This window comes from Streptomyces sp. NPDC087263 (assembly GCF_044744645.1).
Lineage (GTDB): Bacteria > Actinomycetota > Actinomycetes > Streptomycetales > Streptomycetaceae > Streptomyces.
Window position 1 is genome coordinate 347,975 of the sequence record NZ_JBIUYT010000002.1, and the last position, 12,515, is coordinate 360,489.

At 70.6% G+C, this 12,515-nt stretch carries 8 protein-coding genes; 6 read left to right on the plus strand and 2 right to left on the minus strand.

What is annotated here, in order from left to right:
• Window positions 1-16: 16 nt before the first annotated feature.
• Both ACIPC1_RS06800 and ACIPC1_RS06805 read left to right on the plus strand, forming a co-directional pair.
• On the plus strand, window positions 17-1,828 hold the full coding sequence (locus tag ACIPC1_RS06800; protein WP_402513936.1) for an ABC transporter transmembrane domain-containing protein: 1,812 nt from the start codon (window positions 17-19) through the stop codon (window positions 1,826-1,828).
• The gene (locus ACIPC1_RS06805; RefSeq protein ID WP_402513938.1) at window positions 1,825-3,582 is read left to right on the plus strand and encodes an ABC transporter ATP-binding protein; all 1,758 of its coding nucleotides are present in this window, start codon (window positions 1,825-1,827) and stop codon (window positions 3,580-3,582) included. Before ACIPC1_RS06800 ends, ACIPC1_RS06805 begins: the two co-directional genes overlap by 4 nt.
• On the opposite strand, the gene ACIPC1_RS06810 is transcribed toward ACIPC1_RS06805, so the two are convergent.
• Window positions 3,575-4,207 (minus strand): TetR/AcrR family transcriptional regulator, encoded by a 633-nt coding sequence (locus ACIPC1_RS06810; RefSeq protein WP_402513941.1) that lies wholly within the window; start codon window positions 4,205-4,207, stop codon window positions 3,575-3,577. The two genes, ACIPC1_RS06805 and ACIPC1_RS06810, sit on opposite strands and share 8 nt — an antisense overlap.
• A gap of 101 nt (window positions 4,208-4,308) precedes the next feature.
• Between ACIPC1_RS06810 and ACIPC1_RS06815 the strand changes: the two genes are divergently transcribed.
• From ACIPC1_RS06815 to ACIPC1_RS06830, 4 genes are all read left to right on the plus strand, one after another.
• Window positions 4,309-4,704: a Dabb family protein gene (locus tag ACIPC1_RS06815; RefSeq protein WP_402513942.1), complete on the plus strand. Its 396-nt coding sequence runs from the start codon at window positions 4,309-4,311 to the stop codon at window positions 4,702-4,704.
• A gap of 487 nt (window positions 4,705-5,191) precedes the next feature.
• Complete coding sequence (locus tag ACIPC1_RS06820) at window positions 5,192-7,255, plus strand: M4 family metallopeptidase (RefSeq protein WP_402513943.1); 2,064 nt, start codon at window positions 5,192-5,194, stop codon at window positions 7,253-7,255.
• A 285-nt stretch (window positions 7,256-7,540) separates the two neighbouring features.
• Entirely contained in the window at window positions 7,541-9,202 is a 1,662-nt protein-coding gene (locus ACIPC1_RS06825; protein ID WP_402513944.1) for a M4 family metallopeptidase, read from the plus strand.
• 68 nt (window positions 9,203-9,270) lie between these two features.
• Entirely contained in the window at window positions 9,271-9,777 is a 507-nt protein-coding gene (locus ACIPC1_RS06830; RefSeq protein ID WP_402513946.1) for a DUF1990 family protein, read from the plus strand.
• A gap of 39 nt (window positions 9,778-9,816) precedes the next feature.
• Here the strand turns inward: ACIPC1_RS06830 and ACIPC1_RS06835 are convergent, their stop codons facing one another.
• Window positions 9,817-12,441 (minus strand): glycosyltransferase family 1 protein, encoded by a 2,625-nt coding sequence (locus ACIPC1_RS06835; RefSeq protein WP_402513948.1) that lies wholly within the window; start codon window positions 12,439-12,441, stop codon window positions 9,817-9,819.
• Window positions 12,442-12,515: the final 74 nt, after the last annotated feature.

Sequence of the window (12,515 nt, forward strand, 5' to 3'; positions counted from 1 at the left end):
CGGAGAGTGGGAGCGGATGATCGACGCGTACGAGGATCCAGGCACGCCCGACCGTCGGAGCGGCGGCCGGTATCTGTGGTGGCTGTGCACCAGACAGGCGGGCCGGTCGGTGGCGGGGGCGCTGCTGGCCAGTGTGTGGATGGGGCTCCTCGCGCTGACGCCGTATCTGCTGTCGCGCGCGATCGACGACGGCCTGGAGCCGGGTGACCGGGCGGCGCTGCTTGGCTGGGCCGCCGCGCTGCTGGGGGCGGGGGTGTTCAACGCCTTGCTGGCTGTCCTGCGCCACCGCACGATGACCCAGGTCCGGATGGACGCCAACTTCCGTACGGTCAAGGTCGTGCTGGCGCAGGCGACCCGGCTGGGTGGCGCGCTGTCGCGGCAGGTGGGGGCGGGGGAGGTCGTCACGATCGGGGTCGGCGACGTCCAGACGATCGCCGTGTCCCTGACCGTCGTGGGCCCCGGCGTGGCCGCGGTCCTCACCTACGGCGTGGTGGCCGCGCTGCTGCTGTCGGTCTCCGTCCAGTTGTCCGTGGTGATCCTGCTCGGGGTGCCGGTGATCGCCGTGTTCCTCGGACCGATGATGGGGCGGCTACAGGGCGCGGAGACCGAGTACCGCGAGCGGCAGGGTGTGCTGACCGCCCGGATCGGCGACCTGGCGGGCGGCCTGCGTGTCCTCAACGGCCTTGGCGGCAAAGGGCTGTTCGCCGACTCCTTCCGCCGCGACTCGCAGGAGCTGCGGGCACAGGGGTACCGGGTCGGGGCGGTGACGAGCTGGATCCAGGCGCTCGGCCTCGGGCTGCCGACGGTGTTCCTCGCCGTCGTGACCTGGCTTGCGGCCCGGCTGGCCGCTCAAGGGTCCATCACCATCGGCGAGTTGGTGTCCGTGTACGGCTATGTCGCGGTGCTCGTGATGCCGGTGGCGTTCTTCATCGAGTGCGGCTATCAGCTGAGCCGGGGGCTGGTGGCCGCCCGGCGGGTCGTACGGTTCCTGGCGCTGGAGCCGCTGGCCACCGACGGCGGCAGCCGGGACGCTCCGGCGGCCCCGTCGACGCTGCGCGATCCGGAGTCGGGCGTCCAGGTGGCGCCGGGGAAGCTGACGGCGCTGGTCGGCGCCCGCCCGGGGGACTCGTCCGCCGTGGTCGACCGGCTCGGGCGGTACGCGCAGTCGGCGGCGACCTGGGGCGGCGTACGCCTCGACGAGATCCCCCTGTCGCAGGTGCGGGCACGGATCCTGGTCGCGGACAACGAGGCCGACCTGTTCGCGGGCACCCTGCGCGAGTTGGTCTCCGGCCGTCGTGACCAGGATGAGCAGTCCACTGCGGAGGCCGTGCACGCGGCCGTCGCGGAGGACATCGTCATCGGGCTGTCGGACGGGCTCGACTCGAAGGTCGACGCGCAGGGCCGCAGCCTCTCCGGCGGCCAGCGGCAGCGGGTACGCCTGGTGCGGGCGCTCCTGGCCGATCCCGAGGTGCTGCTCGCGGTCGAACCCACCTCGGCTCTCGACGCCCACACCGAGGCGACCGTCGCCGCCCGGCTGCGGGCCGCGCGGCAGGGCCGTACGACGGTGGTGACCAGCACATCGCCGCTGCTCCTCGACCAGGTGGACACCGTGTCCTACCTGGTGGACGGCAAGGTCGCGGCCACCGGCAGCCACCGTGAGCTCCTCGACGAGGAGCCGGGGTACCGGGCGCTCGTGGCCCGCGACACCGACGTGGAGGAACTCACGGCCCGCGAAACCGACGTAGAGCAACTCGCGGCCCGCGAAACCGACGTAGAGCAACTAGTGGCCCGCGACGCCGACGTACAGGATGAGGAGGCCGTGCGATGAGCGCGCATCTGCCCGTCGCCGAGCAGGCCGACGTGCGCCGGGCCGCGGTCCGGCTGGTCCGGGCGGACGGGCGTGCCTTCACCGGCGTACTCGCCCTCAACTCACTGGCCGCGGCTGCCGGTCTGGTCGGGCCGTGGCTGCTCGGCCGGATCATCGACGACGTACGGGCCGGGGGCGGGGTCGCCGTCGTGGACCGGCTGGCGCTCGTCATCCTGGTGTGCGCGCTGGCGCAGTTGCTGCTGGCGCGGGCTGCCCGGTATGTGGGACACCGTTTCGGGGAGCGAACGCTGGCGCGGGTGCGCGAGGAGTTCGTCGAGCGGGCGCTCGCGCTGCCCGCCTCGGTGGTGGAGCGGGCCGGTACGGGTGATCTGACGGCTCGTGGCACCGCGGATGTCGCCATGGTGGGCACCACCTTGCGCGACGCCGGGCCCGAACTGCTCATCTGCTCGGTCCAGTCACTGTTCATCCTGGGCGCGGTCTTCTTCCTGGACCCGCTGCTCGGCTGCTGCGGGGTGCTGGGCCTCACCGGCATCTGGTTCGCCACCCGCTGGTATCTGCGCCGGGCGCGTACCGCCTATCTCGCCGAGGGCGCCGCCACGTCGGAGGTCGCGGAGATCCTCGCGGCCACCGCTGAGGGAGCCCGCACGGTCGAGGCCTTCGGACTACAGCGGCGCCGGACCGCCGCGAGCCGGGACGCGATCGAGACACTGCGCCTGACCCGGATGCGCACGCTGTTCCTGCGCAACGTGTTCTTCCCGCTGGTGGAGATCTCGTACATCGTCCCGGTGGTCGGCGTGCTGCTGATGGGCGGCGCGCTGCACGCGCGGGGTGCGATGAGCCTGGGTGCGGTGGTCTCGGCGGCGCTGTATCTGATGCAGCTCGTCGACCCGCTGGACACGATCCTGAACCGGGTCGAGCAGTTGCAGAGCAGCAGTGCCTCCTTCGCCCGGGTGGAGGGGCTTGCCCGGGCCCCGCGGGCCGACTCCTCGGCCCCTTCCCCGCTGCCGGTGGACGACCGGATCGATGTGACGGACGTGCGCTACTCGTACGACCGCGGCGGCGAGGTGCTGCGTGGGGTGAACCTGACCGTGCGGCCCGGGGAGCGGCTGGCCGTGGTCGGCCCTTCCGGCGCCGGCAAGACCACCCTGAGCAGGTTGCTCGCGGGCGTCGACGCACCGCGCTCCGGCTCGGTGACGGTGGGCCGGGTGCCGATCGTCGGCCTCGATCCCGAGCAGCTGCGACGGCAGGTCGTCCTCGTCACCCAGGAGCACCACGTGTTCCTGGGCACGGTCCGCGACAACCTGCTGATCGCCGAACCGGCGGCCACCGACGCGCAGTTGTGGGCGGCCCTCGCGGTGGTCGGCGCCGACGACTGGGCCGGGGAGCTGCCGGACGGCCTGGACACCGAACTGGGCGCCGGCGGACATCCCACGGACGGCTCGCGGGCCCAGCAACTCGCCCTCGCCCGCGTCGTGTTGGCGGACCCGCACACCCTCATCCTCGACGAGGCCACGGCGCTCCTCGACCCGGCGACCGCCCGCCACACGGAGCGCGCGCTGGCCGCCGTACTCGAAGGGCGCACGGTCATCGCCATCGCGCACCGGCTGCACACCGCGCACGACGCGGACCGGGTGGCCGTCATGGAGGACGGCCTGCTGACCGAACTCGGCACGCACGACGACCTGGTGGCGGCCGACGGCGCCTACGCGGCGCTCTGGCACTCATGGCACGGCGAGCGCCCGTCCCCTACGTGACCGCATAGGCGCGCAGGAAGGTGTCCACCGCCGCCTGTGCCACCGCGCGTGTCTCGGCGGCGGAGGCCTTGCGGGTGCCGAGCCGGGTGCGGGCCTCCATGGGTCCGGTGAGCAGCGCGAGGAGCTGTTCCGCGGCCTGTGCCGGGTCGCACGGGCGCAGCCGCCCGGCGAGAGAGAGCCGGGCCAGCCGGTCCTCGAGAGCCTCGGCGACGCGCTGCGAGGTGCGGCCCTGGACCGCCTCGATGAGGTCGGGGAAGCCGCCGACCTGGGAGTACGTCAGCCAGCGCAGCGCGCGGGCCCGTTCGCCGCAGCACACCTGGAGCAGCCGGTACGACACGTCCTCCAGGGCCGCGGGCAGGTCGTCGCCGGGGTCGCGCAGGCGCTCGACGATGGCGAGGTTCTCGGCCGACACCGCGTCCGCCGCGGCCTCCAACGCGCGCCGGAACAGGGTCTCCTTGTCGCTGAGGTGGTTGTAGACCGTCGGCTTGGCGACGCCCGCCTCCTCGGCGATCTCCTGCACGCAGGTGTTCGCGTAACCCCGGCGCGCGAAGACGGTGAAGGCGGCGTCCAGGATCGCCTGCCGCTTGTCGATTCGCCCTCGCGAGGCCCGAGTTGTCGCTGTCACCTCCGCAGGATACCGCCTTGTACTGAACCAGTCGGACCGTTAAATTGAACTCGCTGGTTCAGCATTGTCGAGTATCTCCGATATCTCCGAGGGGAGTCCCAGTGATCGTCAACATCCTGCGGTTCAGCTTCAAGGACGGAACGACCGAGGAGGAGAAGGCCGAGGTGCTGGCGGCGATGAGGCGGACCTCGACCGTCGAGTCGGCCTCGTTCGGGGTGGTGGGCCAGGATCTCGGCGATCCGGCGAGCGGCTTCACGCACACGTATTGCGTGGGGGTGGAGGACCTGGCGGCGCTGGAGCGGTACATGCACGACCAGGTGCATCTCGACGGCGACCTGGTGATCCTCCCCCGCCTCGCGAAGCTGTCGGCGGTCCGCCTGTCGGACGACCCGGATCCCGGTCTCGGCGAGAAGGTCATGGCGATCGCTCTCGCGAAGGTCGCCAAGTACCCGGAGTGGGCCCAGGCGTTGGACGCCATCCCCGAGACCAGCTTCTGAGTTCCCGGCCGGGCTCCGCGCTCCCGGCCAACCCCTGAACCACCGACCGGCCGCCGAACTCCCGGCCAACCCCTGAACTCCCGACCGGCCGCCGAACTCCCGGCCAACCTCTGAACTCCCGACCGGGCTCCGAGTTCCCGGCCGGTTTCCGAACTCCCGGCCGACTTCCGAGCGACCTGGACGGCGCCGGCCGGGCTCGACCAACGCTCCGTATACCGAACACGACCATCCGGACAACGAACCATTTCCAGCCAATTCATTGACACGGTCCTGACAGACAGCGCATTCCCCTGCAACTCTTCCCTCGGCTACTTCACAGCAACCCCACAGCATCACGGGCAACACCGCTGTGTCGTGCCACAGCACCTCCGCACCTGCACCTGCACCTGCACCTGGTTCCGCGTACCGCCCTGTTCTGCCCGGACGGTCACTCTTCGTCCGGTCTCCCCTGGCCGTGCGACCCGCGGCCACGCAGAAGGAGTCAGTGTTGAGAAGCAGCTCCCCTCACAGACGCACCTCCCACAGCTCCACCTCCCGCACCACGCGGCGCCGAGCCGCAGCCGTCGCCCTCGCGGGCGTCGCCGCCCTGATCGCCACGGCCGTCCAGTCGGGCGCCGCCACCGCCGCCCCGGAGAAGGCACCGTCGGCCGCGGGCAAGGTCAACCCGGGCGCCCTCAGCGTGAAACTCACCCCCGCCCAGCGCGCCGCGCTGATCCGCGACGCCGAGGCGGTCAAGGCGGAGACCGCCGACGACCTGGGCCTCGGCGCCAAGGAGAAGCTCGTCGTCCGTGACGTCGTCAAGGACGCGGACGGCACGGTCCACACCCGCTACGAGCGCACGTACGACGGGCTCCCGGTCCTCGGCGGCGACCTGGTCGTCGACACCGCCAAGTCCGGCGCGACCGAGGGCGTCACCAAGGCCACCCGGTCCACCATCAAGCCGGCGACGACGGCCGCCGCGCTGCCCGCCGCCAAGGCGGAGAAGCAGGCACTGGCGGCCGCCAAGGCGGAGAAGGCCAAGAGCCCCGACGTCAACCGGGCACCCCGCAAGGTCGTCTGGGCCGCGAACGGCACGCCCACGGTGGCCTGGGAGACGGTCGTCGGCGGCTTCCAGCACGACGGCACCCCGCAGGAGCTGCACGTCGTCACGGACGCCACCACCGGCGCGAAGCTGTACGAGTGGGAGGCCATCGAGACCGGCACCGGCAACACGGTGTACTCCGGCACGGTCACGCTCGGCAGCACGCAGTCCGGCACGACGTACAACCTCACCGACGGGGCACGCGGCGCCCACAAGACGTACAACCTGAACCGCGCCACCTCCGGCACCGGCACGCTCTTCTCCGGCCCCGACGACATCTGGGGCAACGGCCTCGCGTCCAACCTGGAGTCGGCCGCCGCCGACGCACACTACGGCGCCGCGCTGACCTGGGACTACTACAAGAACGTGCAGGGCCGCACCGGCATCAAGGGTGACGGCGTGGGCGCGTACTCCCGGGTCCACTACGGCAACAACTACGTCAACGCCTTCTGGTCCGACAGCTGCTTCTGCATGACGTACGGCGACGGATCCAGCAACGCCAACCCGCTCACCTCGATCGACGTGGCCGCCCACGAGATGACGCACGGCGTCACCGCGAACACGGCGGGCCTCGTCTACAGCGGCGAGTCCGGCGGCCTGAACGAGGCCACCTCCGACATCTTCGGCAGTGCGGTCGAGTTCTACGCGGCCAACTCCTCCGACGTCGGTGACTACCTCATCGGCGAAGAGATCAACATCAACGGCAACGGCACCCCGCTGCGCTACCAGGACCAGCCGAGCAAGGACGGCGCGTCCAAGGACAGTTGGTACTCGGGGATCGGTTCGATCGACGTCCACTACTCCTCGGGCCCGGCGAACCACTTCTTCTACCTGCTGAGCGAGGGCAGCGGCGCCAAGGTCATCAACGGCGTCTCGTACAACTCGCCGACCGCCGACGGGCTCCCGGTCACCGGGATAGGCCGCGCGAAGGCGGAGCAGATCTGGTTCAAGGCGCTCACCACGAAGTTCACGACGACCACCAACTACGCGGCGGCGCGCACCGGCACGCTCGCGGTGGCGGGTGAGCTGTACGGCACCACGAGCGCCGAGTACCTGGCGGTACAGAACGCCTGGGCGGGCGTCGCGGTCGGTGCCCGGCCCGGCGGAGGCGGTGGTGGCGGTACGTCGTTCGAGAACACGGCCGACGTATCGATTCCGGACAACGGAGCGGCCGTCAACTCGCCGATCTCCGTCACCGGGCGTACCGGCAACGCACCGGCGAACCTCGCGGTGGCCGTGGACATCGTGCACACCTACATAGGTGACCTCCAGGTGCAGTTGGTCGCTCCCGACGGAACGGCGTACACGCTCAAGGCGTACGGCACCGGCGGTAGCACGGACAACCTGAACACCACCTACACGGTGAACGCGTCCTCCGAAGTCGCCAACGGCACTTGGCAGTTGAGGGTCCAGGACAACGCGGCCATCGACACCGGCTACATCAACAGCTGGAAACTGACGTTCCCGTAGCGGGTCCGCCACAGACAGGGCGCCGTCCCGGAGGTTCAACTCCCCGGGGCGGCGCCCTCTTTTGCCTGGTCCGGAGTTTGCTTTGACGTCTCCTTTACGGAGACCGAGCCCTCATCGCGCACGGTGATCTTCATCCAATGGACACTTTCCGGCCAAGATTCAACAGACCTCCTGACATGTACGCGCCCTGGATGCCACTCTTCCACCGCACGGCTCACCCGTACCGCAACTTCACCTTCCGTTCGGACACCCCATGCCGTCCGGTCGCCCCACAAAGGAGTTCGCGTGACCCCCCTCTACGCGCGTCACAAGCGCACCACTCTGGCCATCGCCACCGCTGTCGCGGCCGGAGCCCTGCTCGCCACCGGTATGACCACCGGTGCCTCCGCGGACACGTCGGCGGCCCCCGCGGCCAAGCCGACCCTCCCCGGCGCCCAGATCCAGCTGTCCACGTCGGCACGCACCTCGCTCATCCAGGAGGCGCAGGCCGCGACTCCGCAGACCGCCGACGAGATAGGTCTCGGCGCCAAGGAGAAGCTGGTCGTCAGGGACGTCAGCCAGGACGCGGACGGCACGGTCCACACGCGCTACGAGCGCACGTACGACGGACTCCCGGTCCTCGGCGGCGACCTGGTCGTCCACGAGAGCGCGTCCGGCAAGACCGAGGGCGTCACCAAGGCCACGAAGGCGACCATCAAGGTGGCCTCCCTCACGCCGGCCGTCACCTCCTCGAAGGCCGAGACGCAGGCCCTGACCGCCGCCAAGGCCGCCGGCTCGGATAAGACCGAGGCCTCCCAGGCGCCCCGCAAGGTGATCTGGGCGGCGGACGGCACCCCCGTCCTCGCGTACGAGACGGTCGTCGGCGGTCTCCAGGAGGACGGCACCCCGAACGAGCTGCACGTCATCACCGACGCGGCCACCGGCGCGAAGCTCTACGAGTACCAGGGCATCGAGACCGGCACCGGCAAGAGCCTGTACTCGGGCACGGTCACCCTCGGCACCACGCTGTCGGGCTCGACCTACCAGCTGACCGACACCTCGCACGGCAGCCACAAGACGTACAACCTCTCGCACACCACCAGCTCGGGCACCGGCACCCTGTTCACCGACGCGGACGACACCTGGGGCACCGGCGCGGCCTCCAGCTCGACCACCGACCAGACCGCGGCCGTCGACGCCGCGTACGGCGCGCAGGCGACCTGGGACTTCTACAAGAACACCTTCAACCGCAGCGGCATCAAGAACAACGGCGTCGCCGCCTACTCGCGTGTCCACTACGGCAGCGCGTACGTCAACGCCTTCTGGTCCGACACCTGCTTCTGCATGACGTACGGCGACGGCGCGGGCAACATCAAGCCGCTCACCTCGCTGGACGTCGCGGGCCACGAGATGACCCACGGCGTCACGGCCAACACCGCGAAGCTCGTATACAGCGGCGAGTCCGGCGGCCTCAACGAGGCCACCTCCGACATCTTCGGCACCGCGGTCGAGTTCTCCACGGCCAACGCCTCCGACGTCGGTGACTACCTCATCGGCGAGAAGATCAACATCAACGGCAACGGCACGCCGCTGCGCTACATGGACCAGCCGAGCAAGGACGGCGGGTCGGCCAACTACTGGTCGTCGACGGTGAAGAACCTGGACGTCCACTACTCCTCGGGCCCGGCGAACCACTTCTACTACCTCCTCTCCGAGGGAAGCGGCGCCAAGACGATCAACGGGGTCTCCTACAACTCCCCGACGTACAACGGCTCCACGATCACCGGCATCGGGAGGGACAAGGCCAACCAGATCTGGTACAAGGCGCTGACCGAGTACATGACGTCGTCGACCACGTACGCGGGCGCCCGCACGGCGACCCTGAGTGCGGCGGCGGCGCTGTACGGCTCCACGAGCACGGAGTACGCGACCGTGGCGGCGACATGGACCGCGGTCAACGTAGCCTGATGACGTAAAGCGGACTGGGCGGTACCCGGAGAGAAGGCGACTTCGGGTGCCGCCCTACGCTGTGCCCCATGCCCTACACGTACGAGGACGTGGGCGCGACCCGCGAGGACCGCTGCCCCCCGGGCTTTCACCGCCTGCACGTCCGCACACGCATCGGCGAAGGCGAAGCCGTCTTCCGCCGAGCGTCCGAAGCCCTCATGACCTGGGAGATGCACCGGGAGCTGAGCGGCGTCACCCTCACCTCCGACGCGGCGAAGGCGGCCCCCGGAGTCGACGTGATCGTCGGCCTCGGCCCCATCCAGGCCCCCTGCCGCGTCGTCTGGACGGTCGAGGAGTACCGCCGCACCGCCTGGGCGTACGGCACCCTCGCCGGCCACCCGGAATCCGGCGAGGAAGCCTTCGAGATCACCCGCACCGGCGACGGCACCGTCTGGCTCACCGTCACCGCCTTCAGCCGCGCCGCCACGTGGTACGCCCGAGCGGGCGGCCCGGCGACGCGGGCGTTCCAGCACGCGTACGCAAAGCGGTGCGGGAAGGTGCTGCGGCGGCTGTGCGCCCCGTTCGAACAGATCTGACCCGCGCCCGCTGAACATCTCCGGCCGAGGATCAGCCGCTCACCGCATCAACACCCCCGCCCCCTCCACCAGTTCCTCCGAAGGAACCGCCACAAGCCCCAGCTCCGCGCCCGAGGCGAGAAGCCGATGCGTGGGCAGGATCCGCACCGTGTAGCCGAAGGGCCCCGTCCGGTCCAGGGACAGTGGCCCCTCGTACGACCAGCGCCCTTCCCCGTCCGGGCCGCCCGTCGGTTTCAGGGGTACGCACACCGCGTCGGCGATGCGGTCGTCGGAGTCGACGCGGCCCGCGACGGCCTGGACCTCGACGTCGTCGGGGGTGAGGTCGCCGAGGGCGACGCGGACGTGGAGGGAGAGGGTGGTGCCGAGTTCGGCGGTGGTCGTGGCGGAGGCTGCCTCGACGTGGTCGACGGTGACCTGCGGCCAGGCCGAGCGGACGCGGGACTTCCAGGCGGCCAGTTCGCGGGCGGTGTCCGGGGTGAGGGAGCGGTGGGCGCGGGCGGCGGGGGCGTACAGCCGTTCCACGTACTCGCGGACCATCCGGCCCGCCAGGACCTTCGGGCCGAGGTGGGTCAGGGTCTGGCGGACCATCTCGATCCAGCGGTCGGGCAGTCCGCCCTGGCCACGCTCGTAGAAGCGCGGGGTGACGCGCTGCTCCAGCAGGTCGTAGAGCGCCGCCGCCTCCAGGTCGTCGCGGCGGTCGTCGTCCGTCGCCGTACCGTCGGCCGTCGGGATCGCCCAGCCGAAGTCGGGCTGGAACCACTCGTCCCACCAGCCGTCCAGGACGGACAGGTTGAGGCAGCCGTTGAGCGCGGCCTTCATTCCGCTCGTCCCGCACGCCTCCAGCGGACGCAGCGGATTGTTCAGCCAGATGTCGCAGCCCGGGTACAGCTTCTGCGCCATCGCCATGCCGTAGTCGGGCAGGAACACGATCCGGTGGCGCACCCGCGGGTCGTCCGCGAACCGGACCAGCTCCTGGATCAGCCGCTTGCCACCGTCGTCGGCGGGGTGCGCCTTGCCCGCGATGACGATCTGGATCGGCCGCTCGGGGTGCAGCAGCAGATCCATCAGCCGGTCGCGGTCGCGCAGCATCAGCGTGAGGCGTTTGTACGAGGGGACGCGCCGCGCGAAGCCGATGGTGAGGACGTCGGGGTCCAACACGCCGTCGATCCAGCCGAGTTCGGCACTGCCGGCGCCGCGCTGCCGCCAGGACGCGTGCAGCCGCTCCCGTACCTCCACCACCAGCTGCTCGCGCAGGACACGCCGCAGATCGAAGATCTCCTGGTCCGCGATGTCGGCCACCGCGTCCCAGCGCTCCGAGCCGCCGACCGTCATCGCGTCCTCGGCGCGCTGGGCGCCGATCTGCCGGGCCCCGAGCCGGAAGACCTCCGGCGCCACCCAGGTCGGCGCGTGCACGCCGTTGGTCACCGAGGTGATCGGCACCTCGTCCGGGTCGAAGCCCGGCCACAGCCCCGAGAACATCTCCCGGCTGACGTGACCGTGCAACAGCGAGACACCATTGGCCCGTTGGCCGAGGCGCAGCCCCATCACCGCCATGTTGAAGAGGTTCGGCTCACCGCCGGGATAGGTCTCCATGCCCAGGGCCAGGACGCGTTCCACGTCGATGCGCGGGAGTTCGGCGTCCGGACCGAAGTGGCGGGCGACCAGCTCCCGGTCGAAGCGGTCGATTCCGGCGGGCACGGGGGTGTGGGTGGTGAAGACCGTGCCGGCCCTGACCGCCTCCAGGGACGCCTCGAAGTCCAGCCCATCGTCGGCGAGTTCGGCGATCCGCTCCAGACCCAGGAACCCCGCGTGCCCCTCGTTCGTATGGAACACCTCGGGCCGCGCATGGCCGGTCAGCCGGCAGTACGTCCGTACCGCGCGCACCCCTCCTATGCCCAGGAGCATCTCCTGGAGCAGCCGGTGCTCGCTGCCGCCGCCGTACAGCCGGTCGGTCACCCCGCGTTCCCCGAGGTCGTTCTCCTCCACGTCGGAGTCGAGCAGCAGCAGCGGCACCCGGCCGACCTGCGCCAGCCAGACCCGGGCCCGCAGCGCGCGCCCGCCGGGCAGGGCCAGCGAGACCTGGGCCGGTGAGCCGTCGCTCTCGCGCAGCGGCACCACGGGCAGTTCGTTGGGGTCCAGGACCGGATAGTGCTCCTGCTGCCAGCCGTCCCGGGACAGGGACTGCCGGAAGTAGCCGTGCCGGTAGAGCAGTCCCACGCCGATCAGCGGAACACCCAGGTCACTGGCTGCTTTCAGGTGATCGCCCGCGAGGATGCCGAGGCCGCCGGAGTACTGCGGCAGCGCGGCCGTGATGCCGAACTCGGGCGAGAAGTAGGCGATGGCGGCGGGCAGTTCGGGGGTCACCGTCTGGGTCTGGTACCAGCGGTCGCCGGTCACGTAGTCGCGCAGATCGTCGGAGGCCGCGGCAAGCCGGCGCAGAAAACGCCGGTCCTCGGTGAGCTCGGCGAGACGTCCGGGCGGCACACTGCCGAGCAGGCGTACGGGGTCACCGTCGGAGGCGGCCCAGCGCTCGGGGTCGACTGACTGGAAGAGATCGCGGGTCTCGGCATGCCAGGACCAGCGCAGGTTGCGTGCCAGGTCACTGAGCGGGTGAAGGGCTTCGGGGAGTACGGGGCGGACGGTGAACCTACGGATTGCCTTCACTGATGCCACCTTCACTTCACAAAGGACGTAACGGAGGACGGAAGCGGCAGGAGAACGGTAACCAGGACGTGCGC